The organism is Rhizobium sp. AAP43 (assembly GCF_001296045.1).
Lineage (GTDB): Bacteria > Pseudomonadota > Alphaproteobacteria > Rhizobiales > Rhizobiaceae > Allorhizobium.
Map to the genome: position 1 here is coordinate 265,362 of NZ_LJHS01000002.1, position 22,057 is coordinate 287,418.

The window sequence follows — 22,057 nt, forward strand, 5'->3', positions numbered from 1 at the left end:
GAAAGACCATGCAGACTGTAGCCATGACCCCAGCGCCCGTTGCCGCGGCTCCCATACCCGACCTGGTCGCGTTGAAAACCCGCCAGCAGGGTGCCTGGGCATCGGGCAACTATGCCGTTGTCGGCACAACCTTGCAGATCGTCGGCGAAACGCTCTGCGAGGCGCTCGACCTGCGATCCGGCGAGCGCGTGCTCGATGTCGCCGCCGGCAATGGCAATGCGACGCTCGCGGCCGCCCGCCGCTTTGCCGTGGTCACCTCGACCGATTATGTCCCAGCGCTCCTTGAGCGCGGCCGCGCTCGCGCCGAGGCGGAAGGCTTGAAGGTTGCCTTTCAGACGGCCGATGCCGAGGCCCTGCCCTTCGAAGACGAAACCTTCGACGTGGTCGTGTCCACCTTCGGCGTCATGTTTACGCCGAACCAGGATCAGGCCGCCCGGGAGATGGTGCGCGTCTGCCGTCCGGCAGGCCGCATCGGCATGGCCAACTGGACCCCGGATGGCTTTATCGGCCAGTTATTCCGCACCATCGGCCAGCATTTACCGCCACCGCCCGGCGCACGCTCTCCGGCTTTGTGGGGAACAGAGGCCCACCTTGAGATCCTGTTTCCAAACGCCCGCGAAATCACTGCGCAGCACAAGGCCTTCACTTTCCGCTATCGTTCACCCGCCCATTGGTTGGAAGTATTCCGCACCTGGTATGGCCCCGTGCACAAGGCTTTCGCCGCCTTGCCGGAAGACGGCCAGTCAGCCCTGGCGCAAGAACTCCTGGCGCTGATCACCCGGTTCAACCGGGCAACCGACGGGACCATGGTCGTGCCGAGCGACTATCTCGAGGTCATCGTGACCAAGGCTTGAGGCCAAGCGGAGGCACCGCTCGGCAGCGGGGCCTCCCAATCAACACGGCGCAAAGCTCAGGCTTCCAGACCCTTCAGCATGTTGGCCACGTTGAGCCCGATCTCGGGCACGCCGTAGCCGCCCTCCAGCAGGGTCAGCACCGGAATGCCGCTTTGGGCGATCATCTCGCCCATCCGGATATAGTCGTCGGATTTGAGCTTGAAGAAGCTGATCGGATCCTTCTCGAAGGTATCGACGCCTAGCGAAACCACGATGGCTTCAGCACCATAGGCCCTGATGCGCTCCAGGCTGTGGGCGAGCGCCTTGGCCCAGACGTCCCAGGGCGTGCCGCGCGGCAGCGGATAATTGGCGTTGAGGCCCTCGCCTTCGCCTTCACCGGTTTCATCGGCATAGCCCAGGAAATAGGGGAAGGCATCCTGCGGCTCGCCATGCAGCGAGGCAAAGAAGATGTCGCCGCGCTGATAGGTGATGTCCTGGGTGCCATTGCCGTGGTGGAAGTCGACATCCAGGATCGCGACTTTCTTGGCACCCTGATCGAGGAGGCTCTGTGCGGCGACAGCGGCATTGTTGACGAAGCAATAGCCGCCGAAGAGGTCGCGGCCTGCATGATGGCCGGGCGGGCGGCAGAGCGAGAAGGCAAAGCGGTTGCCCGCATTCAGCCAGTCGGCCCCCGACAGCGCCACATCCATCGAGGCGATCGCGGCCTCGTAGGTGCCCTTGGAAATCGCGGTTTCCGCCGAATTCGTGTAATAGCCGAGCGCCCCGTCGATATTCTTGGGCACGCGCGCCGTCTGACTGCGGCGACAGGGAAAGGAAGTGGGAATGGCCTCGCCTTCGAACCCATGGGCCTCCCAACGGTCCCAGCACGTGCGCAGGAAGTCGAGATAGCCGGCGTCATGCACCTTCAGTGCCGTTTCAAGACCGTGGTCGGCTGGCGCATGCACATCCGTGAACCCGGCTTCCTGGACACCCGCCAACACCCATTCGGCGCGGAACGGCCCCTCGAAGGGCTTGACCAGCAGGCCGCCATGCAGCTCCGTCTTGGCATCGCGAAGCTTGTGTTTTTCGGAATAAAATACGCGCATGTTCGGCTCACCCTCATTTGTCCTTGAGGCGAAGGTAGCCCCGACGCGCAGCATCGGACAAGACGAAAAAGGCGGCTTTTCTGGTCGCTTGACCAGAAAAGCCGCCCCTTACCCCCGGCCCCCGCCGAACTTGGCTATTCTTTCAGATTGATCTGCTCGGTCTGGCCACCTTCGCAGGTGTAGCAGCAGTCTTCGCAGGTCTCGGCATTCTCCGGACCCACGCCCCAATAGGTCTGCTTGTCGCCTTCGATCCAGGCGCCATAGCAGATCTTCTCGCCCTCTTCGCAGGACAGCGGGATCTGCTTGGTTTCGCCATCATTGAGATAGAAGACCTGGTTGTTGCCCGGCCACACATAGTCGCGGTCCTGGCTGTAGAGCTCAACCTCGACGGCGTTCGGATGATCGTTGCGCATCACGAAGGTCACGTCTGCGGCCATGGCCGGTGCGGCCACAAGAAGACTGGTCAAAATGACAAAACGTTTCAGCGCCATGAGATTCCCCCGCCTCTTCTCATGTGCGAGCCTGCCTCGCACCTCTTGGGGATGAGTTAGCATATCGCGAGAAGATGGAAAGTGTTCGGCACGGACGTTTTTTGGGCGCGGTTCTGACGTCTTCAGGCCGGGGCCGCGTCAAGGCGCTTGTAGAAAACCACGGTGTCGCAATAGCGACCATCGGGAAAGAGGGCATAGTCTGGAATGATGCCCGAACGCTGCCAGCCGAGCTTCTCGTAAAGGCTTTCAGCCAGCTCGCCCCTTGCCGTGTCGAGCACCAGCAGCCAACGGCCCGCCTCCTTCGCACCGGCCTCCGCTGCCGCCATCAGGGCCTTCGAGAGACCAAGGCCGCGGGCCTTGCGATGGACGAGAAGTTTCATCAGGTCACCGCGATGTGGCTGGTTCGGCTTCTGGGCAAACCCCACCTGCACCGTGCCAACGAGCCGGTCATCGACGAAGGCGCCGTAGAGCAAGACCTCCCCTCGACGCACACCACCCGCCACACCGCGCCAGAAGGCCTCGCCATCGGCTGGCTGCAAGGGCGGCATGAAGCCGACAGAGGCATTGTCCTCGACGCAATCAGCAAGCACATCCTTGAGCGCCTCCAGGTTTTCCAGGGCTTCAGTCTCAGAGAGCAGGCGAATATCAGGCATGGGCATGGTCCTGTGCGGCATATCCAATGGATGAATTTCAGGGGCCGAGCGCAATGACAACGGCATAGCGCGCGGGGCGATCGGTTGGGTTGCGATAGGCTTTGACGTCAGCGACATTCATGAAGAGGCAATCACCGGCTTCGAGCCGGTGGACGCCATCGCCGACTTCCAGTTCGATGGTGCCGTCGAAAACCCAGACATGCTGGGTCTGACTGCGTCCGGAGAGGTGGCCGGGAAAGCGGACTTCGGCACGGGCTGGAAAGTCGATTTCGATGATATCGGTTCCACTGCCGGTTCCGGCCGGCGACACGGCGCGGCGCAGATAACCGCTTTCCGGATCGCGCCAGACCGGCTGATCACGGCGGCGAGCGAGCGGTCCACCCTCCTCCTCATCGCTTGAGAAGAAAACCGACAGCGAGACGCCGAGCGCGGCGCATAGCCGTGCCAGAAGGGCTGCCGTCGGGCTCGCTTCGGCGCGTTCGATGCGCGATATCATGGCCCGGCTGACGCCCGAGACCTCCGCCAGCCCGTCCAGTGTCAGCCCCCGGCGGATGCGTAGCGCCCGGATCCGTTCGCCGACCGTCTTTTCGAATTCATTACCAACTTCCATGATAATAGAATTTATCGTTCTTATGATGGAGTCAAGGCTTGATCCATCTCCGACTCGCCGAAAGACGGAACAGAAAGAGCCATGGCGGCTTAAAGTGACGGACGACATCTGAAGGGAATGCTATGCGCAGAATCGGTCATGTGAAGGAAATCTGGCGCTATCCCGTCAGTTCTGTCGGCGGTCAGCGACTGGATGCACTCTCCGTTTCCCCAGCCGGCATCGAGGGCGACCGCCGCTTTGCCCTGTTTGATCCGCTAACCGGCCTGTCCGCAGCCCCTGAACGGGACCCGCGCTGGCGCCCTGCCCTCTTTCTTCAGGCGATGCGCGGCGAAACAGCCCACCTGCCACAGCTGCGTTTCCCCGATGGCTCCCTTCACTGGCTCGACGACGCCCATCTCGATCAACGCCTACTCGATCACTTCGGCTTTGCCGCTCATATCGGCGCCTATGGTGGACTGGCCGATGGCGCCGATATGCGCTTTCCTGTGGTCTCCAACCGCTATACGCCCGCCCCCTTGCATCTGGTCACGACCGCCTCGCTGACACGGCTTTCCGTCATCGCCGGCCTGCCCCCTCTGGATGCGCAACGCTTTCGCCCCTCGGTGCTGATCGAGACGGAGGAGACGGAAAGCGGATTTGTCGAAAACGCGTGGGTCGGCAGCAGCATTCGCATTGGCGCGGCCAAGGTACGGGTAACCGAAGCCTCCCGCCGCTGCGGCATGACGATGATTGCCCAGCCCGGAATGAACGAACAGCCGGAGATCCTGCGCGGCATCATGCGGCACAATGCCCGCAATCTCGGCGTCTATGCCGGCGTCGAGGAGGCTGTAACCCTTGCCGTCGGTGATCCCGTCTATGCCGGGATCTGAAACAGGCGCGTTTCGCTTTCCATGACATCGGCAAGGATCGCATTTCCGACGGTCTCGCCAATATCCCGAGCACTGGTGATCCCCTGCACGAAGGGTTCCTTGTGCAAGAGGAAGGCGATGGCCGCGCAATAGAGCCGGTTGCTCATCGAGCTCGTCGTTTTCGGCCGATACTGTTCATCGACATCGATGCCGCCGGTCCGGACCGTGTCCAGCGCGCGGTCTGTCTCGCGGAGCGTGCCGGCAACCGGGGTCTCGGACAGCTTGACGCCACCCTGCGCAACCAGCGTTGGAAAGGGCAAGTCCGTCGCCGACAGAGTTTCCTGTCCCGTCGCATCGATAAAAGCACCAAAACGATAGGCCTTGCCCGCAACGGTCACTTCGGCACCCCGATCAAGCCCGTCTTCGGCGGTCCAGATTTTATAATCCTCACCGAGCTTCAGAATATCGAGCTTTCCAACCCGCGAAAGCGCCAGCAGGCGACGGATCGAGGTCAGCGGCACCGTCGCATAGTCATCGATGAAGATGCCCTTGAAGTGGCGATGGAAGCGCTTGAGGTCCTGCTCATCCAGATGGGGAATGACCCGGGCGACGATTTCATGGGTGATCAGGATGGCGTAGCGCCACGGCACCGTATGCTGCCGGATCCGGTTTTCTTCGGTTTCCGCCAGATTGCGTGCGGCCCAGACAAAAGGATCGGATTCGACCCGGTCGCGGTAGTAGGCCGCGGCAAAGGTCTCGACGGTCAGCTGTGACAGGCCGATGCGTGCTGCATAATCGGGGTCGGCCGCTACGATCTCGCGGCGAAAGAGATCGAAGACATCGTCCAGCAGGTCATGGCGACCGCTCGCGATCAGCGCGTCGATCGCCTCCTCCGTGCAGATCCTCGGGGTCATGTATGGCAGCGGACAATAGAAATCCGCCTCCGGCAGAAGCCCCTTGCGCGACATCATCGTTGCGTGGAAATCTTCCGTGCCCTCGGCCGGCTGATACTGAAGGTCGCCGTTCGCATCGGCATAGAACATGCCATGCGCGGTCGCGACCGTCATCAGGGCATCAATGCCGCTGAGCGAGGTTCCAAGGATGCCGACGCGCTCATTGCGCACCGTCTTCAAAGACGCCGCCGGCCAGGGCGACACGAAGTAGCCGGGCCGGACCTCCGTGGTGTCAGGCCAGTTGTGACCCGTCGCCATGACCACGTGATCGAACAGCGCATCCGACTGGCCGTCGGCATTCTCCACCCGCAGCCGGATCTGCTCGGGCTGCAATTCAATGTCGATCACCTTATGCCGGGCAAGCACACTCAGATCGTGCCCATTGGCACGGGCCGTTTCGCAGAGCCTGTCGAACTGCTCCTGCATGTAGTCGCCAAGCACGACACGCGGATAGAATTCCCGATCGTCAATGGCATCACGCATGACGCCCAGCTCCATCAGCCGCGCATCGGTCTGGCGCCGTAGCCAGCCGACCAGCGTTTCGGTGAAGGCCGGAAGCTCGATGCTCGGAATGTTCGACAGCATCGCCGGATCGTTGACGTCGGGATGGTAGGGCGTGCCCTTGCCCGGCTCGCCTTCCGCTTCATAGAGGGTGAGCGACAGCGGCACCGTCGAGGCGACAAGCTGCTTGAAGGTATAGAGGCCGGTCGGACCGGTCCCAATGATCGCAATTCTGGGAAGCATGTGTGATCTCGCTCAGGCGCGCGAGGGATCTCGTCACGCAGGTGCGGGTCAATGCGCGTGACCGCTGGATGTTCCCGCCGCCAACCCCAGGCCAGGATCGATTTTTGCGGGAACAATCGCCCGGCTGAACGCTTAGTTTGGCATCGCAACCACGAAACAGGAGGATGACCCGATGATTTCTGCAGACCAGATCCGTGAGCATATGGAAGTTCGCGACGCTGACGGCGCGCATGTCGGCACAGTCGACCACATGGACGGCCAGAGCCGCATCAAGCTGACGCGCAAGGACTCTCAAGATGGCCAGCATCACTACATCCCGCTCGACTGGATTGACCATATCGACCAGCATGTCCACCTGTCGAAGAATGTCGACGAGGTGAAGCGCGACTGGTCGGTCAACTGACGCTCTGCATGAGTACGGGAAGTTACCGCCGTCATGAAAAAAGCCGCCACGCCCCCGGGCGTGGCGGCTTTTGACTGTTGGCAGAGAGGCCGTCGCCCTCAGCCGCCGACCTGGGCGATCCAGTCGGGCAGGCTGTAATAGTTGGAAATGCGGGCAACTTTGCCGTCCTTCAGTTCGAAGAAGGCACCGGCCGGCAGGCGATAGGTCTGACCATTGGCTTCCGGCAGGCCTTCATCGGTCGCGAGATAGGTGCCATTGACGATGAATTCGGCCGCACCCCGCGTGCCGTCCTCGGTCGCCATCACCACCATTTCGGTGAGCTCTTCCTTGTAGCAGCGGTTCATGTGATCCATGAATTTTGCGAAAGCTGCCTTGCCCACCTGGCGTTCGCCCTGGTTGATATCATGGGCGACATCCTCCGTCAGAAGCGAAAGGAAGCGGTCCATGTCGCCGGCATTGAAGGCATCGTAATAGGCGCGGATGGTGTCGGTGGCTGAAGTCATGGATCACTCCCTGGCATGGAACGGCTTTCGTGATGTCTCGCCCGAGGGTATAACCGCTCGGCAACGGACTGAAAACACTCTATGACCCTTACCATTCAATCCTTTTCCGGCAGCGACGCCGTTCCTTTCTTCGACGACCTCGCACGCCTGCGCGCCACCGTCTTTCGCGATTTTCCCTATCTCTACGAAGCCAATCCTGCCTATGAGCAGACCTATCTTGCCACCTATGCGCGCTCGCCGGGTTCGGTCTTCGTGATCGCCCGCGACGGCGAGGCGGTGGTCGGTGTGGCCACCGGAACGCCGATGGCGGGCGAGACCGATGAGGTCAAAGCCCCCTTCCTCGCCAGTGGCCGCGATCCGGCCGACTATTTCTATTTCGGCGAAAGCGTTCTGCTCTCCGCCTATCGCGGCCAGGGCATCGGGGTGAAATTCTTCGAGGGGCGCGAGGCGCAGGCCCGCAAGCTCGGCCTCAGCTACGCCACCTTCTGCGCCGTCGAGCGCCCGGACACTCATCCGCGCCGCCCGGCAGATTATGTGCCGCTGAATGCCTTCTGGGCCAAGCGTGGCTATACCCATCATCCCGAGCTTGTCACGACCTTCTCGTGGCGGGATCTCGACGATGTCAGCGAAAGCCCGAAGCCCCTCTCATTCTGGATCCGGGACCTGAGATCATGACCGCCATCACGCTTGCCGCCTGCCAGTATAAAATAGAGCTGACCGAGAGCTGGGAGGCTTACGTCCTCCACCTGACGGGCCTGGTGCGCGAAGCGGTGGACCAGGGTGCGAAACTTCTGCTCTTGCCGGAATATGCAGGCCTCGTGCTTGCCGGCCAGCTCGATCAGGACACCCGCTCCGACCTGCATGGCTCGATTGCCGGCATCCAGTCGCTGATCCCGGCCTGGGTCGAACTCTGCGAGGAGCTCGCCCGGACCCACTCCATCGTTTTCCAGCCAGGCTCCGCACCGGTGCTCGATCCGGATGGCCTCTACCGGAACCGTGCCTTCCTGTTCGGACCCGACGGCCTGATCGGGCATCAGGACAAGATCATCATGACCCGCTTCGAGCGCGAGCAATGGGGCATCGGCGGCGCTGTCGACGGGCTGAAGGCCTTTGACACACCGCTCGGCAAACTCGGCATCCTGATCTGCTACGACAATGAATTCCCGATGCTCGCCCATACCCTGGCCGAACAGGGCGCCGACCTCATCCTCGCGCCGTCCTGCACCGACACGCTGGCCGGCGCCTACCGCGTTCGCATCGGCGCCCAGGCGCGCGCGCTGGAAAACCAGATCGCCGTGCTCGCCTCACCCACCGCCGGCACCGCGCCCTGGTCGCCCGCCATGGACGAAAACCGCGGCCGCGCCGCCCTTTACGTTCCGCCGGACTACGGCATGCCGCCCACGGGCATCTTTGCCGAAAGCGACAGCGATTCGGTCGAGGAAAGCCACTGGCTGATCACCGAGATCGACATGGCCGGCGTCGCACGGCTCAGGACTGAAGGACAGGTCGCGACCCGCCGCGACTGGCCGGAGCAGTTTCTCGGCTGAAATGCCCGGATTTGCGGCCCGTCGCGACAAATTCCCGCTAGGCGTCGCGGTTGGTCACTGCTATATGCGCGGCCATGAGCACCGATCGCACGCCCCTCGACCATATCCGCAACTTTTCCATCGTCGCGCATATCGACCATGGCAAGTCCACCCTCGCCGACCGTCTGATCCAGTCGACCGGCGGCCTTGCCGACCGCGAGATGTCGGAACAGGTCCTCGACAATATGGACATCGAGAAGGAACGCGGCATCACCATCAAGGCCCAGACAGTGCGTCTGCACTACAAGGCCAACAATGGCGAAACCTATGTGCTGAACCTGATCGACACACCCGGCCATGTCGACTTCGCCTATGAGGTCTCGCGCTCGCTGTCGGCCTGCGAAGGCTCGCTGCTCGTCGTTGACGCCTCCCAGGGCGTGGAAGCCCAGACGCTCGCCAACGTCTACCAGGCGATCGACAACAATCACGAGCTGGTCACCGTCCTCAACAAGGTCGACCTGCCGGCCGCCGAGCCCGAGCGCATCAAGGAACAGATCGAGGAAGTCATCGGCATCGATGCGTCTGAGGCCGTCCTGATCTCGGCCAAGACTGGCCTTGGCATTCCCGACGTTCTCGAAGCCATCGTGCACAAGCTGCCGGCGCCGAAGAGCGAAGGCGGCGATAAGGCTCCCTTGAAGGCGCTGCTCGTCGACAGCTGGTACGACACCTATCTTGGCGTCATGGTTCTCGTCCGCGTGCTGGATGGCGTCTTGTCCAAGGGCCAGGTCATCCGCATGATGGGCACGGATGCCAAGTACACGATCGAGCGCGTCGGCGTGCTGACCCCGAAGATGGTTTCGGTCGACAGCCTTGGCCCGGGCGAAATCGGCTTCTTCACCGGTTCGATCAAGGAAGTGGCCGACACCCGCGTCGGCGATACCATCACCGAAGACAAGCGCCCGACCGCCAACATGCTGCCAGGCTTCAAGCCGGCTCAGCCGGTCGTGTTCTGCGGCCTCTTCCCGGTTGACGCTGCCGACTTCGAAGACCTGCGCGCCGCCATGGGCAAGCTGCGCCTGAACGACGCTTCCTTCTCGTTTGAAATGGAATCCTCTGCCGCGCTTGGCTTCGGCTTCCGCTGCGGCTTCCTCGGGCTGCTCCATCTCGAAATCATCCAGGAGCGTCTCGAGCGCGAATTCGATCTCGACCTGATCGCAACCGCCCCTTCGGTCGTCTACAAGCTGTTCATGACAGACGGCACGGAGCGCGAGCTGCACAACCCGGCCGATATGCCGGACGTGGTGCGGATCAACGAAATCCACGAGCCGTGGATCAAGGCAACGATCCTGACGCCGGACGATTATCTCGGCGGCATCCTGAAGCTCTGCCAGGACCGTCGTGGCATCCAGACCGAACTCACTTACGTGGGCAAGCGCGCCATGCTGACCTATCAGCTGCCGCTCAACGAAGTCGTCTTCGACTTCTATGACCGCCTGAAGTCGATCTCCAAGGGTTACGCCTCCTTCGACTATCATCTCGACGCCTATCGCGAAGGCAACCTCGTGAAGATGTCGATCATGGTCAATGGCGAGCCGGTCGATGCACTCTCCATGCTGGTTCACCGTTCGGCCGCCGAAAAGCGCGGCCGCGACATGTGCGAGAAGCTCAAGGACCTGATCCCGCGTCACATGTTCAAGATCCCGATCCAGGCCGCGATCGGCGGCAACGTGATCGCCCGCGAAACGATCTCGGCGATGCGCAAGGACGTGACCGCCAAGTGCTACGGCGGCGACGCATCGCGCAAGCGCAAGCTTCTCGACAAGCAGAAGGCCGGCAAGAAGCGCATGCGCCAGTTCGGCAAGGTCGAGATCCCGCAGGAAGCCTTTATCGCCGCGCTGAAGATGAGCGACGAGTAAGACGAGTAAATATCGGGAGCCTCTCGCAAGGCTCCCGCCTCGGCCTCCTCATTTCGCCGCCCGTGCGGCCTCTAAGGCGATCGGCAATGTCGGCCGCGGTTTCGCGGAGATCAGGGCCGAAAGGTCCGTGTGGCTCGCCTGCAGAAATCCGGCGGCGGCACTCGAATAGATCGACATCAGCATTGGCGGCTGGAAGGGTTCAAGCGGCGCCCCTTTCAGGGATGCACGCGCCTCTTCGAGGCTCGATGGCCGGTAGGTGACACCAAGCGCATCTGCCAGATCGGCAACACTCCAGGCGTCTGCCCCCGATAGCTCATAGGCCCTGCCCGCATGGGCGGGTGGGTCCTTCAGAACCGTCACAGCGGCATCGGCCAGGTCTCTCCTCGCCACGGGCGACATCCGCCCCGTGCCGAAAGGCGCCCGGATCACCCCATCGACCGGGGTGGCCAGCGCGCCGATCAGCTCGGCATAAAGGCCATTGCGCAGAATGGTCCAGGCAAGGCCGCTGTCCTTGAGCCGGTTCTCGGTCCAGCGATGGGCGAGCGAAAATGCGAGGTGGTCCCCCGTTCCGCTGAGGCTCGTATAGACGACATGCCGCACGCCATCGCGGACAGCAGCCGCTATTGCCGCATCATGCCGGCGGATCACGACATCATCCTCCGCGTAGCCAGCGGAGATCATGAAGAGCGTGCCGATATCGCTGAAGCGGAGCGTTTGCGGATCGTCGAAATCGACCCGGCGTCGACTGCGGTCAGTCTCATTTGCCGAGCGAGTGCCAATGCGGATGTCGAGACCGGCGTCTTTGGCTCCCTCCGCGACGAGGGTGGAGAGTTGGCCGGAGCCTCCAGTGAGCAGTATCATGGGTTGCGTCCTTTTCGTTGCGGGCGCATCTATTTATGGCGACCACCGGAACGACGTAAGGAGGCACATTGATGTTCGCCGCAAGACAGCCCGAGATCGAAACCCTCGAACCTTGCGGAGCGCCCGATCATGAGGATTGCGGCCTGCGTCTTACGCTGGATCGCCTCGGCGAAAAGTGGACGGTCATGACGATTGCCGAACTCTCACGCGGTCCGCGCCGCTACCGCGAAATCGAGCGCGCACTGTCAGGCGTCACACAACGCATGCTGACCCTGACACTGCGCCGGCTGGAACGCGACGGCCTGGTCAACCGCCATGTCGAGCCCACCAACCCGCCATCCGTGACCTATTCGCTGAGCAGGACGGGCATGGATTTTGCCCGGATTGCCGCCAGTCTCGTCACATGGTCGCGGGCAAACAAGGCCGACATCCTGGCCGCGCGGGATGCCTATGACGCGCGACCGCGCTCCTGATCAACCGCCACCTTGGCCTGTCCGGCATGGATCAAGCCCCAGCCGCCCATGGCATTCAGCACCGGCACCAGTGATCGGCCATAATCGGTGTAGTCATACTCGACATAGACCATGTCACCCTCCTTCACCGGCGTGCGGGAAACGATGTCATCGCGGGCCAGCGCCAGCAGGTTTTCATGCAGGACCTTTTCGGAAATGCCGACCACACGGCGCAGATCGCCGAAGGTTGCTGGGCCAGCGCGCAGGTGCCAGAGGATGCGCGGTTTCCACTTGCCGCCGATCACCTTGATCGTCTCCATGACAGGGCAATCCCGGATCTTGTCGATGGCCATCACATCCTCCTCCCGGAATCGGTACTTACCTTTGGGTAAGCTCTTGCCCCCACGCCGCACTCTGCCACCATGGGGTGCAGACCTGAGGAGGAGCCACCCATGATCGTCGAATATATCCGATACGAACTCAAGCAGCATCAGCCACACGACCTCATCACCGCCTATCGGCAGGCCGGCCTTCAGCTACAGGCCGCACCGCAATGCCTCGGTTATGAACTCTCGCACTGCGTGGAAGAACCGTCGAGCCTGACGCTGCGCATCCTGTGGACCTCGACGGATGATCATCTGCAGGGCTTTCGCAAGGGGCCACATTTCCCACCCTTCCTCGCTGCCATCAGGCCCTTCATCGGCGAAATCGCGGAGATGCGGCATTATGAGACGACCGATGTGCAGTGGCAGCGATAGAGCCCCCACCTCAGGCTGCCCTTGGAGCCGAAGCCATTGAGCCACCGGCCAGGCTTCCAAAGCGGTGCCTTCTGGCGCATAATCAGCGCTCTCAGCGATAGCCGGAGCAACCCATGGGACAGACATTGCGCAGCCAAAATGGCATCGAGATCGATGAAGGATTGCTGCAGGAAGCGCGCGAGCTAGAGCTTGATCTCTCGCGCGCCGCAGCCGACGGCATTGCCCGGGCCATCAAGGCCGAGAAGGAACGGCGCTGGAAAATCGAGAACGCCGAGGCGATCCGGGCGTCCAACGACTATGTCGCCAAACATGGCCTTCCGCTCGCCAAATACCGTACGTTTTGAACATGACCCGCTTTCACGTTCACCGGATCGGGAACGACGGAAGCCTCGCACTCGATGTGCAATCCAATCTGCTTGATGCTCTGACAACCCGCGTGGTCGTGCCTCTTGCCCCTCTTGGGGATGTCGCGACACAGATCCCGCACCTTAATCCACGCTTCACGGTCGACGGCGAGGGCTTCGCCATGCTGACCCAGTTCATCAGTACTGTCCCAGCCTCCGAAATCGGCCCCTCCATCGCCAACCTCTCCCACAAGGCCGACGAGATTACCGCTGCGACCGATTTCCTCTTCCAGGGTTTTTAAGCCCAGCTTGCTCATAGTTTTGCCCCAGGCTAGCATTTGAATGCAATCATAAGCCGATAGGCCTGACAACAGGGAGACGGGCATGCACAAGTTCAAGATCCTGAAGACCGAGAAGGGCGAGTTCCGCGTCCAGTTCGTTTACAATGCCGAAGTCATGGTCTGGTCGGAAAACTACGCTTCGAAGGCGAGCGCGAAGAATTGCGTCGAATCGCTGAAGAAGAATGTTCCGTCAGCCGCGGTCGTCGATCTCACCAAAGAGGAAACCGGCAGCGGCTATCGCTTCGAGATCGACGCAGCGAAAAACGGCGAAACCTTCATCCGCTTCCGCGCCGCCAATAGCGAGATCATGGTGCGCTCTGAAACCTATAAGTCAAAGTCGAGCGCCAGGAACTGCATCGAATCGCTGCAGAAGCGTGTGGCGGAAGCCCCGGTCGAAGAGGTGGAATAGGCCTCGGTCTTCTTAACCCATGCCGATCCAGATCGCGTGCTCCCTCTCCTCTTGTGGGAGAGGCTTTGGAGCGGTGGCCGAAGGCCAGTAATCGATCGAGTGAATCGATATCATCAAACGTAGCCCTGAGCACATCGTCGTGCGAGGGCGGTGAGAAGGCTTGAGCCCGATCAGGGCTAAACTCCAGATTTTTGCGGGTGAGGGGATCGGTTCCGTTGCCACGACATAACAGCCCCTCACTTGCGATTTCTGAGGTCTAGACCGCTCGCGCTGGCCCAATTCATCGAAACCGCTTTCTCCCCCGCTAGGGGCAGATGGACACTCGCGCATGTCTCACAACCCCTCGCCCGACCTCCAGGGCCTCGGCACCTTGCCCGGCTCCACCACATAAAACCCGTCGGCCTTGACCGTCTGCCATTCACCCGCCGCGCCATCCGGCCAGAGCACACGCAACTCCGTTTCACCCACAGACCCCAGCCCAAAATGCCACCAGCCGGTCTTGCCGCTGGCATGGCCGCCGCCGATCGTCACTTCACGGCGCTGGATGACGTCGCCGGTTTTCACCTCGATCCAGGCGCCGACGGCGTCGCGGTTGGCGCCGTCCTGGCGGAGCGCAATCTGGAGAAAGTGGCCGGCGGCCTCGGTCGTGTTGCGCCAGATCTCGACGGGTGAACCCTGGTTCACCACGAGAAGGTCAATCCGGCCATCAAGATTGAAATCGGCAAGCGCGCCGCCCCGACCGGTGGCGGTCGAGGCGATGCCGGCCTTGTCGCCCATCTCGACGAACTTGCCATCCGCGCCCTGGACCAGAAGATTGTTCGGGTCCTTTTCAGCAAAGTCCGGCATCTTGGCGACATTGCCCTTGGCAATGAAGAGATCGCTGCGGCCGTCGTTGTTGACGTCCTCGAAATCGGTGTGCCAGGCCGTCGAGGGGCGGATCTCGCCACCGATATAGGGTCGATGGGCTGTTGCCCCTTTGGCGAAGGCGATATCGGCATAGGACGGCTTCGGCTGGCCCTCAGCCGGGATTTCGGCCAGCTTCTGCAGCTTGTTGTCGGCCATGCTGGTGAGAAAATACTCCGGGTAACCGTCGAAATCGAGGTCGTGGGAGGCGATGCCCATGCCCCAGATCCGCAGGTAGCGCCAGCCTTCGGCCTGGCTGAAGAGTTCGGGCGCCTTGCCGGGCAGAACTTTCCACATCTGCTCCTGCCCGCCCTTGTAATACTCCCGGTCATTGGAAACGCGCAGCGACGGCGTGCCGGAGCGGTTCCAGTCGGTGAAGAGGATGGACAAGGGGCAGAAAGACGGGGTGAGCGGCAAGGGCGGTGCAAAGCGAGGTTCACCGCTTGCGGCCGGGCGGTGCAGCCAGTTGTCGGTGCAGGAGCCCCAGGGTTCGAAGTCCTCGAAACGGTCAATGTAATTGCCAACTGCAAGCGTTGGCCAGGCGCTGCCCAGCTCGAACGTGGCGGAAAAGGCGGTGGACCAGGCATCGCCACCGTCGAAGGCCCAGGCCTCGTTGGCGCGTTCGAAGCGGCATTCGCCCAGGCCGCGCATCACGACATTTTCGCCGGAGCGCAGGAGGACGACATCCTGTTTACCGTCGCCGTCGATATCGAGCGGATAGGCGCCGATCACCTTGTCGAGTTCGAGGCCGGAGACCTGCTCCTCGAATTTTAGCGGACCGGCGGATGTGCTGCGGTTGCGATAGAATTTCGCCTTGTCCTCGCCACCCGCCAGAACGAGGTCGGGGAAGCCATCCGCATTGCAGTCGAAGCTGCCGGCACCGCCGCCGACCATGAACTCCCAGTCGCCGCGATAGGTACTGACAATGCCGCTGGATGTGGTTTCATCGGCAAACTTTGGCAAAAGAGGCGCATCATTGGCCAAGGCGGAGCCGGCGAGCAGAGCGGAGGCGATCAAGACGCGAAGGTTGCACATGACAATCATCCGCGCGTCCTCAAGGCCACCGTCTTTGCCCCGATGCATCGACCCTGGTCGAGGCCGCGTTCGATGGCGGCGCGGAAGTGGATGCCGCCATAAAGACGCGAGATCCCGGCCTCCTCTGCCGCATCCCAGAAGCTCTTGAAGCTGCGATTGGGTAGCTTGTCCTTCGCGTGGGTCTCGTCGGTAAAGGCAAAGTTCTCGCCAAAGAAGGCCGTAAGCACGGTGGCGGCCGCGCCCGACTGGGTGGAATGGCCGCTCGGATATTCCGGGAAGGGCGGCGTGATCAGGATCGGCTCCCATTTGGGGTCGATGACACGCTTGATATAGGTGACCGGGCGCAAGAGGTCGTATTCGAACTTGGAATGCCAGCAGCCGATGAAGGCATCAGCCAGCGTCACCCCGAGCCGCGCCACCAAATCGGCATGTTCGACGGCACTTGCCTTGCGTTCGTCGAGGATCTTCAGGCCGATGGCGATCCAGTGGCCGGGCGGGGTTGGCGAAAGCATCGGGTCGTCAGACCAGAAGCGGGCAACGGCACGCTCCTCGGGCGTCAGGTTCTTCACCCGCTCGTAGACTTCGAGCGCTTCCTGGTAAAAAGCTGAGCCTTTGTCTTCGCTATAGGCCGGCGGTGGCGGCAAGGGGCAGGCATTGCCGATCTCCATGGCGAAGGGGCGGTTCTCGCCCCATTTCGGCAGAAGAGGTTTTTGCTGCTGGTTTATCAGGCTGGTCGGCACCCAGTGGGATGGGCCTTCGTTGAGCACGAATTCGAGCGGGAAGCCCATATTCTCGATCTTGGCACCGCCATCGCCTTCGGACCAGGCGAGAATATGCGCGGTGATGCTTTCGCCATATGCCTGGCTACGGGCAACGAGTTCGGGGGCGAGACCAACGGCGACGTCGGCTGCGAGCTTTTCCGTCATGCGCTTTAGCGCACGCTGGCCGGTCGGACCGGTATTGCCGAAGAGTTCGCGGGCGGCGGAGGAGAGGGCCGCGTGGAGCACGACGGCTTCATCGTACGCGATACCGGCCTTGCGCTGCGGCAGCGGGGTCAGGCCGTTCAACTGGCCGGCGAACGAGGTCAGGGTGCGGTCGCCGCTGGCAAGGGCTTCGTAGGCGGTGACGCCGAGATAGCCGAAGGCGCGACTTGCGACAGGCGGCGAATAGGTCGGCGTATGGCGCACCAGTTCGAGAACCAGCCGGTACCAGTCGCGGATCACCGTTTCGGCGCTGGCAGGTGCTGCCTGTGCAGGCGCAAATGCCAGTGCCATCATGATGAAGCAGAACGCCGCCAGGCGTTTCCCCACTGCTTTCATGTCCCCCTCCCAAGGTTCGCGAAGCCGTCTCAATCGATTGAATACCGATAAAGCACGCGGCTCCCAAGCCTGCAAGAGGAGGCATGCCGTGCGACTTCAGATCAGGCCGACGGCACGACCTGCGAGGCTCACAGCGAACAGGACAAGGAAGCTGGCGGCAACCCGTCCGATAAGGCGCGGGCGTGCCGTGGCAACCCCGCGCAGAATGGCGGCACCAACGCTCAACCAGCCGATGGCAACGATCATGACCAGCAGCGCAAAGACGGCAAGATAGGCCAGCGGCGTGGACAGCGCCTCAAAGGACGACAGGGAGGCGCTGGGGATCAGCGCGAGGCCGATGATCAGGCCCTTGGGGTTCAGCACCGTGGTGCAATAGACGCAAGCGCCATTGATGCCGCCGGTGGCGCAGATGGCCGGTGGCCGCGTCCAGAGCCGGACGGCGAGCAGCAGGACCCAGGCGGACGAGGCCAGCTTGACGCCCATTGCCACGAGCGGCTGATCGGACAGCAGCGGAGCCGCCAGAAAGACGAGCGGCAGGATGGTGGTGAGGTAGCCCGCAAGCTCGGCTGCGATCAATGGCAGCGACGCCTTCAGGCCGCGCGAAGCGCCGGATACGGCGAGCAACGTGTTCGTGGGCCCGGGTGTCAGGAGGAGGAGAAGGACGGCAATAGCAAAGGCTGAGAGGGACAAGGGGGATCTCCGACATTCAGGAGATGTGAGATAACAGGCGACGGACAGACGCGGCTTGATTTCGGTCAAGACAGATCACGTTTGGAGTGCTGCCCTCGCCCTGCCCACCCCTTGGGCCGTAGACCTTAGCGGATCTGCGCCACCCAGGCACGGGCGACGGAGAGACCCATCTGATCGGAAAGCACACCATCCGCCACTTCGAGTTCGGGATGGCGGGCCAGCCAGCCTGGTGACTTGCGCTCGATCACCTCGGGAAAATGCTGGATCCAATCGCGAACCACATGACGGTCCGCCTCGAAATGAAACTGGAAGCCATAGGCTGCGCGGCCGAGACGGAAGGCCTGGTGGCGCGTCCGTTCATTTTCGGCCAGATGCAAGGCGCCATTCGGCAGGCTGAAGGTGTCGTCGTGCCATTGGAAGGAGAGGAAGCGGTCCGGCAGAACAGACAGAACCGGATCGGACCTGCCCGCATCGGTGCGATCGATTTCACACCAGCCGAATTCCGGCGCGGCGCCAATGAGATTTTCCCCGCCATAGGCACGGGCCAGCAACTGGCTTCCGAGACAGATGCCAAGGACCGCCTTGCCGCTGTCGCCAAAGCGGCGCATCAAGCCGGCCAGTTCCGGCAGATAGGGATGCGCGTCGTCGTCACGGGCATTCTGCTCGCCGCCAAACACCACCAAAGCCTCGTAGTCCTCGAATGTCGGGAGCGGCTCACCGGCATAGGCGCGGATGGTAACGGTCTCGGCGCCGGCCTCGGCCAGTGCATGTCCAACCTGGCCTGCATGGGTGATTTTGGTGTTTTCAACGATAGCAACGCGCATGTGGCTCTGGTGGCTCTGGGTGGCTCTTGGGGGGACTCGCAGGGACGATGGCTAAACCCAGATGAAGCATGGCTCAGCCTGCGTCGCAAGAGGCACATCACGCGGGAAAGCAGAAGACGCGGCCCGGGACAAGACCGGGCCGGCCACGTGGGTCAAAAGGTCTTGCGGAGCTTCGCATCCACCGACTGGGCATTGGCGCCGCGGAAGACGAAGAAGAAGGTCATGGCCGCCCAGAGCAGCGACTTTTCGGCACCGGAGAAGCCCTGGTCGAGCTTGATCCAGTGGAAATAGACCGTCACGAGCAGCACGATCGTGGCGGCGAAGGCGGCGGGGCGGGTGAAGAGGCCGATAGCAAGCAGGATACCGCCGAAGAATTCGGTTGCGGCAAGCAACGGCGACCAGAAGACGCCGGGGTAGAAGCCGAGGCCCTCGACCATCTGAACCGCGCCGAAGGGATCGACGATCTTGCCGGCGCCATGCGCAACGAGGAAGCCGCCGGCCACGAGGCGGAGCAGAGTTTCCACCAGGTCGTGACCAGACCGGTAGACAGGGGCAAGTGCCGGGATGAAGAGGCGGCTCGAATCGTTGGACATGGACAAACTCCTTGAAGACAATGGATTTTGCCTCTTGGCGAATACAGTGCCTTGTGGCAATCGCCGCACGGCACAAAAGATGATAATTTTGGTTGACTTATTCGTGAAGTGGAATGGCCATGGACAAGCCCAGGATCTCGATCACCTACTGCACCCAGTGCAACTGGCTGCTGCGCTCCGCCTGGATGGCGCAGGAACTGCTGCAGACATTCTCGAGCGATCTTGCCGAAGTCGCGCTTATTCCCGCGACAGGCGGGGTCTTTGAGATCCGGGTCGACGCCTTGTTGATCTGGGAGCGAAAGCGGGATGGCGGATTTCCAGGTCCGAAAGAACTCAAGCAATATGTGCGGGATGCGATCGATCCGGAGCGCGATCTCGGGCATTTGGACCGGGCAAGCCGCAATGAGGGGCTCGACACTTAAGGCCGAGCGAGACGAAGGCGGCCATGGGCCGCCTCCGCAGATGCCGATCAATAGAAGGGTGAACGGCAGGCCTTGTAGTAACCACGGCTGGCGAGGAACTCGTTGGTGCGCGGATTGTAGGACCGGTAGCGATTGAGGCACCAGTCGACATGCCGGCGCCAGACAGAGCGCGGCGGCCGATGACGCGGCTCCGAATAGGACGGCGGTGGTGGCGGCCGGTAATGCGGCGGGCGGTAACCCGGCTCGTCATCATAATATGGTGGCGGCGGCGGTGGCGGCCTGTAGCGCGGCGGTGGGCGATAGCGCGGCGGCGGCTCGTCCCAGGTCTCGTAGCAACCAGAAAAATCACAAACCAGATCGACCTTTTCGACCCAGGCCTGGCTCTGGACTTGCGGTCGTGCCGGAGCCGGAACAGCGGCCTCCGCCATCGATATGCATGACTGGGCGCCGAGAAGCACCAGAGCCATGACGACACGCTTTTTCAACATCGTCTCATTTCCTTGGTTCAGAAAGCTGACCTTTGTTCATGATGCAGGCGCGAACCGGCACCGCATCGACCCACGCAATGAGTGCGGTGATCACGGCTTTTTCACGACCCCGTCATTACCGACCCGGGGAAGAACGCCGCCACTTGTCACAGGTTTTTGCAGGATGACATGAATTCTTCAAAAAGCCGGTTGACACCTGAGGGCTGCCCCAGTACATCGCTCCTCGTCGCCCAGATGGCGGAATTGGTAGACGCGCCAGCTTCAGGTGCTGGTACTCGAAAGGGTGTGGAGGTTCGAGTCCTCTTCTGGGCACCAATTTCCTTTCAGATCAAGGCTTTGCCTTTGTCTGGAAGCATCATAAAAAGCCCGGCTCGCCGGGCTTTTTTGTTGCCTGCAGAATGGCTGGCGGAACCGTTTTGCCGATCTTGCAGTTTTCAGGTTTTCCCCCGCCCCACCGTGCCAGAGGATCCCATGGAAGACACCGTCGCCATCGACAACCGCAGCGACTTTGCCCTTTGGGCAATCGAGCGCGCCAAGGAAATTGTCGCGCTGGAAGGGACGGCGCTGGCGCTGGCCGCGCGGGACATGGACGAAGAATCACTGCGCGACGCAGGGCAGAAGCTGGGCGCTGCAATCAGCGAAGCGATGCTGGAAGTGTTCGACGGGCTGCTCGGCCAGGAGTGAAATCCGGCTCGACGTTACCGAAGTCCCCGAAGCTCAGTCGATGACGCGGGGATTGACGCCCGGATACCACATGCGGCCGCTTCTTGGCGGCTGCGTGCCTTCGTAGACGACACCGTTCTTCTCACAGCGATACACCGTATAGGGCAGCGAATCGCGCAGTTCGCGCCGGTTCGTGTGGCGGGGCGTCACACTGCGGGTTTCGCACGAAAATCCCTCGCCGAACTGCTGGGACGGATCCTGTGGCTTGACGCCCGGCAGGTCCTTGAATTCCTCAGCACCCGCCTCTCCCCATGCAATCCCGGGCCCGGCTGCCAGCGAAGGCGATGCCGCGAGCAGGAGCACAGCCGACACTGCCAGCCACACGGGACTGCGCAGAGGCACAGATGAATGTCGATTCGGCATGGGGTCGGTCATCATGGATTTCCGGTTCGGGACAGGCCCGATATAAGCAGTCGGCCGCAACGCGCCAAGAGTGCCGGCTTCACGTTTCGGCGACGGGGCGGCGATAGCCGGTCGGCTGCTCGTAGAGCCAGCCGATTCTCTGGATGGCATCCTCGAGCGGTTCGCGGGCAACAGTCATTGTGTGGCCATTGGCATGAATCAGGGTCTCGGCGTCTTCCATGATGGCGACATGGCCTTTCCAGAAGACCAGATCGCCGCGACGCAACTCTTCCCGGGTGATGACCGCGCCAAGGCCCGAGGCCTGCATATCGCTGTCGCGCGGGGCGCTGTGCCCGGATAGTGCCAGCGACATCTGCACCAGCCCCGAACAATCGATGCCAAAACCCGACTTGCCGCCCCAGAGATAGGGTGTCTCCAGGAAACGGGCTGCGATGGAGACAAAGTCTTCCATTGCCGGATCAGCGATCGGGCGGAGATGGCGCGCGATGATGGCAGAGCCGTCATCCGTCAAGAAATAGCGCGTGCCACGCGTCTCGGCTTCTCCCGAAATCTTGAGCCGGCTACCGATGGAGATTGCCATTCTGGGCGGCAGTTTCATCTCTGGTCCCGGATAAACAAAGGTTCTTGGCACGGTGACGACATGGGTCGGCTCGACCGCGGGGATCAGCGCCTCTTGCGGGAGATAACCGACATAGCCGTCGGACAAGGCCTGGACCCAAGCCACTCCCCCGCTGCGTTCGAAGACACGGACCCCCTCGCCCAGCAGAAGCTCTGTGTCGATGCCGGTGGTCATGTCCGGACGCGGGCGAAGGGCCACTACGGGGCGGCCGATCATGGCCGGCTCAGGCGCGACAAAGCGCGTGGCCTCCACCTGACCCTTGAGGGCGATGTCGGCGAGATCCGGGCGGAAGGCGGCAAGACGCCGGTCGAGCATGGGCATTCTCCG

28 protein-coding genes, 1 tRNA gene and 2 pseudogenes are annotated in these 22,057 nt (G+C 62.1%); 15 read left to right on the top strand and 16 right to left on the bottom strand.

Annotated features, from left to right (window positions below; genetic code table 11):
* The first annotated feature begins 8 nt into the window (after nt 1-8).
* Nucleotides 9-854, top strand: a complete 846-nt coding sequence (locus tag IP76_RS01385) for a class I SAM-dependent methyltransferase (RefSeq protein WP_197278293.1) — start codon at nt 9-11, stop codon at nt 852-854.
* Nucleotides 855-910: 56 nt separating this feature from the next.
* Here IP76_RS01385 and IP76_RS01390 read toward each other — a convergent pair whose 3' ends face one another.
* From IP76_RS01390 to IP76_RS01405, 4 genes are all read right to left on the bottom strand, one after another.
* Complete coding sequence (locus IP76_RS01390) at nt 911-1,939, bottom strand: histone deacetylase family protein (RefSeq protein WP_054156370.1); 1,029 nt, start codon at nt 1,937-1,939, stop codon at nt 911-913.
* A gap of 134 nt (nt 1,940-2,073) precedes the next feature.
* Complete coding sequence (locus tag IP76_RS01395) at nt 2,074-2,430, bottom strand: hypothetical protein (protein ID WP_054156371.1); 357 nt, start codon at nt 2,428-2,430, stop codon at nt 2,074-2,076.
* A 122-nt stretch (nt 2,431-2,552) separates the two neighbouring features.
* Nucleotides 2,553-3,089, bottom strand: a complete 537-nt coding sequence (locus IP76_RS01400; protein WP_054156372.1) for a GNAT family N-acetyltransferase — start codon at nt 3,087-3,089, stop codon at nt 2,553-2,555.
* A 31-nt stretch (nt 3,090-3,120) separates the two neighbouring features.
* Entirely contained in the window at nt 3,121-3,693 is a 573-nt protein-coding gene (locus tag IP76_RS01405) for a helix-turn-helix domain-containing protein (protein ID WP_054156373.1), read from the bottom strand.
* 122 nt (nt 3,694-3,815) lie between these two features.
* Here IP76_RS01405 and IP76_RS01410 point away from each other — a divergent pair, with 122 nt between their 5' ends.
* Complete coding sequence (locus IP76_RS01410) at nt 3,816-4,562, top strand: MOSC domain-containing protein (protein WP_054156374.1); 747 nt, start codon at nt 3,816-3,818, stop codon at nt 4,560-4,562.
* Here IP76_RS01410 and IP76_RS01415 read toward each other — a convergent pair.
* Nucleotides 4,547-6,238, bottom strand: coding sequence for an FAD/NAD(P)-binding protein (locus tag IP76_RS01415; protein WP_054156375.1), 1,692 nt, complete (start codon nt 6,236-6,238; stop codon nt 4,547-4,549). The two genes, IP76_RS01410 and IP76_RS01415, sit on opposite strands and share 16 nt — an antisense overlap.
* 172 nt (nt 6,239-6,410) lie before the next feature.
* Between IP76_RS01415 and IP76_RS01420 the strand changes: the two genes are divergently transcribed.
* Complete coding sequence (locus IP76_RS01420) at nt 6,411-6,641, top strand: DUF2171 domain-containing protein (protein WP_054156376.1); 231 nt, start codon at nt 6,411-6,413, stop codon at nt 6,639-6,641.
* Nucleotides 6,642-6,739: 98 nt separating this feature from the next.
* Here the strand turns inward: IP76_RS01420 and IP76_RS01425 are convergent, their stop codons facing one another.
* Nucleotides 6,740-7,144 carry a ketosteroid isomerase-related protein gene (locus IP76_RS01425; protein ID WP_054156377.1) on the bottom strand — a complete coding sequence of 135 codons (405 nt, stop codon included), beginning with the start codon at nt 7,142-7,144 and terminating at the stop codon, nt 6,740-6,742.
* An 81-nt stretch (nt 7,145-7,225) separates the two neighbouring features.
* Here IP76_RS01425 and IP76_RS01430 point away from each other — a divergent pair, with 81 nt between their 5' ends.
* The 3 genes from IP76_RS01430 to lepA all read left to right on the top strand — a co-directional run bounded on the left by IP76_RS01430 (nt 7,226) and on the right by lepA (nt 10,586).
* A complete protein-coding gene (locus IP76_RS01430) occupies nt 7,226-7,819 on the top strand; it encodes a GNAT family N-acetyltransferase (protein WP_054156378.1) in 594 nt (197 codons plus the stop codon).
* Nucleotides 7,816-8,691, top strand: a complete 876-nt coding sequence (locus tag IP76_RS01435) for a carbon-nitrogen hydrolase family protein (protein WP_054156379.1) — start codon at nt 7,816-7,818, stop codon at nt 8,689-8,691. Before IP76_RS01430 ends, IP76_RS01435 begins: the two co-directional genes overlap by 4 nt.
* Before the next feature lie 74 nt (nt 8,692-8,765).
* Nucleotides 8,766-10,586 (top strand): translation elongation factor 4, encoded by a 1,821-nt coding sequence (gene lepA / locus IP76_RS01440; RefSeq protein ID WP_054156380.1) that lies wholly within the window; start codon nt 8,766-8,768, stop codon nt 10,584-10,586.
* Nucleotides 10,587-10,634: 48 nt separating this feature from the next.
* Here the strand turns inward: lepA and IP76_RS01445 are convergent, their stop codons facing one another.
* Nucleotides 10,635-11,447 (bottom strand): NAD(P)H-binding protein, encoded by an 813-nt coding sequence (locus tag IP76_RS01445; protein WP_054156381.1) that lies wholly within the window; start codon nt 11,445-11,447, stop codon nt 10,635-10,637.
* A gap of 71 nt (nt 11,448-11,518) precedes the next feature.
* Here IP76_RS01445 and IP76_RS01450 point away from each other — a divergent pair, with 71 nt between their 5' ends.
* Complete coding sequence (locus IP76_RS01450) at nt 11,519-11,920, top strand: helix-turn-helix domain-containing protein (RefSeq protein ID WP_054156382.1); 402 nt, start codon at nt 11,519-11,521, stop codon at nt 11,918-11,920.
* On the opposite strand, the gene IP76_RS01455 is transcribed toward IP76_RS01450, so the two are convergent.
* Nucleotides 11,896-12,252 carry a helix-turn-helix domain-containing protein gene (locus tag IP76_RS01455; protein ID WP_054156383.1) on the bottom strand — a complete coding sequence of 119 codons (357 nt, stop codon included), beginning with the start codon at nt 12,250-12,252 and terminating at the stop codon, nt 11,896-11,898. The genes IP76_RS01450 and IP76_RS01455 overlap by 25 nt on opposite strands.
* A 99-nt stretch (nt 12,253-12,351) precedes the next feature.
* Here IP76_RS01455 and IP76_RS01460 point away from each other — a divergent pair, with 99 nt between their 5' ends.
* The 5 genes and pseudogenes from IP76_RS01460 to IP76_RS23585 all read left to right on the top strand — a co-directional run.
* On the top strand, nt 12,352-12,657 hold the full coding sequence (locus tag IP76_RS01460; protein ID WP_054156384.1) for a putative quinol monooxygenase: 306 nt from the start codon (nt 12,352-12,354) through the stop codon (nt 12,655-12,657).
* Nucleotides 12,658-12,770: 113 nt separating this feature from the next.
* Nucleotides 12,771-13,001 carry a type II toxin-antitoxin system CcdA family antitoxin gene (locus IP76_RS01465; protein ID WP_054156385.1) on the top strand — a complete coding sequence of 77 codons (231 nt, stop codon included), beginning with the start codon at nt 12,771-12,773 and terminating at the stop codon, nt 12,999-13,001.
* A gap of 2 nt (nt 13,002-13,003) precedes the next feature.
* Nucleotides 13,004-13,303: a CcdB family protein gene (locus IP76_RS01470; RefSeq protein WP_054156386.1), complete on the top strand. Its 300-nt coding sequence runs from the start codon at nt 13,004-13,006 to the stop codon at nt 13,301-13,303.
* An 82-nt stretch (nt 13,304-13,385) separates the two neighbouring features.
* Nucleotides 13,386-13,556: pseudogene (locus IP76_RS23410) on the top strand (YegP family protein); the annotation flags it as partial.
* A 54-nt stretch (nt 13,557-13,610) separates the two neighbouring features.
* A pseudogene (locus IP76_RS23585) lies at nt 13,611-13,751 on the top strand (YegP family protein); the annotation flags it as partial.
* Between the two features lie 333 nt (nt 13,752-14,084).
* Here the strand turns inward: IP76_RS23585 and IP76_RS01480 are convergent.
* The 5 genes from IP76_RS01480 to IP76_RS01500 form a co-directional block, all read right to left on the bottom strand.
* Nucleotides 14,085-15,689, bottom strand: coding sequence for a CRTAC1 family protein (locus IP76_RS01480; RefSeq protein ID WP_054156441.1), 1,605 nt, complete (start codon nt 15,687-15,689; stop codon nt 14,085-14,087).
* Nucleotides 15,690-15,694: 5 nt separating this feature from the next.
* Complete coding sequence (locus tag IP76_RS01485) at nt 15,695-17,008, bottom strand: vanadium-dependent haloperoxidase (RefSeq protein WP_054156388.1); 1,314 nt, start codon at nt 17,006-17,008, stop codon at nt 15,695-15,697.
* 96 nt (nt 17,009-17,104) lie between these two features.
* Complete coding sequence (locus IP76_RS01490; protein ID WP_054156389.1) at nt 17,105-17,698, bottom strand: LysE family translocator; 594 nt, start codon at nt 17,696-17,698, stop codon at nt 17,105-17,107.
* Nucleotides 17,699-17,823: 125 nt separating this feature from the next.
* On the bottom strand, nt 17,824-18,522 hold the full coding sequence (locus tag IP76_RS01495; protein ID WP_054156390.1) for a type 1 glutamine amidotransferase: 699 nt from the start codon (nt 18,520-18,522) through the stop codon (nt 17,824-17,826).
* A gap of 152 nt (nt 18,523-18,674) precedes the next feature.
* Nucleotides 18,675-19,115, bottom strand: a complete 441-nt coding sequence (locus IP76_RS01500; protein ID WP_054156391.1) for a DoxX family protein — start codon at nt 19,113-19,115, stop codon at nt 18,675-18,677.
* A gap of 113 nt (nt 19,116-19,228) precedes the next feature.
* Here IP76_RS01500 and IP76_RS01505 point away from each other — a divergent pair, with 113 nt between their 5' ends.
* Nucleotides 19,229-19,537 (top strand): SelT/SelW/SelH family protein, encoded by a 309-nt coding sequence (locus IP76_RS01505; protein WP_054156392.1) that lies wholly within the window; start codon nt 19,229-19,231, stop codon nt 19,535-19,537.
* A gap of 47 nt (nt 19,538-19,584) precedes the next feature.
* Here the strand turns inward: IP76_RS01505 and IP76_RS01510 are convergent, their stop codons facing one another.
* Nucleotides 19,585-20,025 (bottom strand): BA14K family protein, encoded by a 441-nt coding sequence (locus tag IP76_RS01510; protein WP_054156393.1) that lies wholly within the window; start codon nt 20,023-20,025, stop codon nt 19,585-19,587.
* A gap of 228 nt (nt 20,026-20,253) precedes the next feature.
* Between IP76_RS01510 and IP76_RS01515 the strand changes: the two genes are divergently transcribed.
* Nucleotides 20,254-20,340: transfer RNA gene (locus IP76_RS01515), tRNA-Leu, on the top strand.
* Nucleotides 20,341-20,496: 156 nt separating this feature from the next.
* The gene (locus IP76_RS01520) at nt 20,497-20,709 is read left to right on the top strand and encodes a hypothetical protein (RefSeq protein WP_054156394.1); all 213 of its coding nucleotides are present in this window, start codon (nt 20,497-20,499) and stop codon (nt 20,707-20,709) included.
* A gap of 33 nt (nt 20,710-20,742) precedes the next feature.
* Here IP76_RS01520 and IP76_RS01525 read toward each other — a convergent pair whose 3' ends face one another.
* Both IP76_RS01525 and IP76_RS01530 read right to left on the bottom strand, forming a co-directional pair.
* Nucleotides 20,743-21,123 carry a hypothetical protein gene (locus IP76_RS01525; RefSeq protein WP_245281350.1) on the bottom strand — a complete coding sequence of 127 codons (381 nt, stop codon included), beginning with the start codon at nt 21,121-21,123 and terminating at the stop codon, nt 20,743-20,745.
* Between the two features lie 67 nt (nt 21,124-21,190).
* A complete protein-coding gene (locus IP76_RS01530; RefSeq protein WP_054156395.1) occupies nt 21,191-22,051 on the bottom strand; it encodes an NlpC/P60 family protein in 861 nt (286 codons plus the stop codon).
* Nucleotides 22,052-22,057 lie beyond the last annotated feature (6 nt).

Excerpts from the sequence above, each read along its gene's own strand:
- IP76_RS01460 (WP_054156384.1), top strand. The coding sequence starts at position 12,352 with ATGATCGTCGAATATATCCGATACGAACTCAAGCAGCATCAGCCACAC.
- IP76_RS01505 (WP_054156392.1), top strand. The coding sequence starts at position 19,229 with ATGGCCATGGACAAGCCCAGGATCTCGATCACCTACTGCACCCAGTGC.
- IP76_RS01485 (WP_054156388.1), bottom strand. The coding sequence starts at position 17,008 with ATGAAAGCAGTGGGGAAACGCCTGGCGGCGTTCTGCTTCATCATGATG.
- IP76_RS01510 (WP_054156393.1), bottom strand. The coding sequence starts at position 20,025 with ATGTTGAAAAAGCGTGTCGTCATGGCTCTGGTGCTTCTCGGCGCCCAG.
- IP76_RS01470 (WP_054156386.1), top strand. The coding sequence starts at position 13,004 with ATGACCCGCTTTCACGTTCACCGGATCGGGAACGACGGAAGCCTCGCA.
- IP76_RS01450 (WP_054156382.1), top strand. The coding sequence starts at position 11,519 with ATGTTCGCCGCAAGACAGCCCGAGATCGAAACCCTCGAACCTTGCGGA.
- IP76_RS01480 (WP_054156441.1), bottom strand. The coding sequence starts at position 15,689 with ATGTGCAACCTTCGCGTCTTGATCGCCTCCGCTCTGCTCGCCGGCTCC.
- IP76_RS01395 (WP_054156371.1), bottom strand. The coding sequence starts at position 2,430 with ATGGCGCTGAAACGTTTTGTCATTTTGACCAGTCTTCTTGTGGCCGCA.
- IP76_RS01410 (WP_054156374.1), top strand. The coding sequence starts at position 3,816 with ATGCGCAGAATCGGTCATGTGAAGGAAATCTGGCGCTATCCCGTCAGT.
- IP76_RS01415 (WP_054156375.1), bottom strand. The coding sequence starts at position 6,238 with ATGCTTCCCAGAATTGCGATCATTGGGACCGGTCCGACCGGCCTCTAT.
- IP76_RS01455 (WP_054156383.1), bottom strand. The coding sequence starts at position 12,252 with ATGGCCATCGACAAGATCCGGGATTGCCCTGTCATGGAGACGATCAAG.
- IP76_RS01425 (WP_054156377.1), bottom strand. The coding sequence starts at position 7,144 with ATGACTTCAGCCACCGACACCATCCGCGCCTATTACGATGCCTTCAAT.
- lepA (WP_054156380.1), top strand. The coding sequence starts at position 8,766 with ATGAGCACCGATCGCACGCCCCTCGACCATATCCGCAACTTTTCCATC.
- IP76_RS01445 (WP_054156381.1), bottom strand. The coding sequence starts at position 11,447 with ATGATACTGCTCACTGGAGGCTCCGGCCAACTCTCCACCCTCGTCGCG.
- IP76_RS01495 (WP_054156390.1), bottom strand. The coding sequence starts at position 18,522 with ATGCGCGTTGCTATCGTTGAAAACACCAAAATCACCCATGCAGGCCAG.
- IP76_RS01400 (WP_054156372.1), bottom strand. The coding sequence starts at position 3,089 with ATGCCCATGCCTGATATTCGCCTGCTCTCTGAGACTGAAGCCCTGGAA.
- IP76_RS01435 (WP_054156379.1), top strand. The coding sequence starts at position 7,816 with ATGACCGCCATCACGCTTGCCGCCTGCCAGTATAAAATAGAGCTGACC.
- IP76_RS01530 (WP_054156395.1), bottom strand. The coding sequence starts at position 22,051 with ATGCCCATGCTCGACCGGCGTCTTGCCGCCTTCCGCCCGGATCTCGCC.
- IP76_RS01525 (WP_245281350.1), bottom strand. The coding sequence starts at position 21,123 with ATGACCGACCCCATGCCGAATCGACATTCATCTGTGCCTCTGCGCAGT.
- IP76_RS01465 (WP_054156385.1), top strand. The coding sequence starts at position 12,771 with ATGGGACAGACATTGCGCAGCCAAAATGGCATCGAGATCGATGAAGGA.
- IP76_RS01405 (WP_054156373.1), bottom strand. The coding sequence starts at position 3,693 with ATGGAAGTTGGTAATGAATTCGAAAAGACGGTCGGCGAACGGATCCGG.
- IP76_RS01385 (WP_197278293.1), top strand. The coding sequence starts at position 9 with ATGCAGACTGTAGCCATGACCCCAGCGCCCGTTGCCGCGGCTCCCATA.
- IP76_RS01500 (WP_054156391.1), bottom strand. The coding sequence starts at position 19,115 with ATGTCCAACGATTCGAGCCGCCTCTTCATCCCGGCACTTGCCCCTGTC.
- IP76_RS01390 (WP_054156370.1), bottom strand. The coding sequence starts at position 1,939 with ATGCGCGTATTTTATTCCGAAAAACACAAGCTTCGCGATGCCAAGACG.
- IP76_RS01430 (WP_054156378.1), top strand. The coding sequence starts at position 7,226 with ATGACCCTTACCATTCAATCCTTTTCCGGCAGCGACGCCGTTCCTTTC.
- IP76_RS01420 (WP_054156376.1), top strand. The coding sequence starts at position 6,411 with ATGATTTCTGCAGACCAGATCCGTGAGCATATGGAAGTTCGCGACGCT.
- IP76_RS01520 (WP_054156394.1), top strand. The coding sequence starts at position 20,497 with ATGGAAGACACCGTCGCCATCGACAACCGCAGCGACTTTGCCCTTTGG.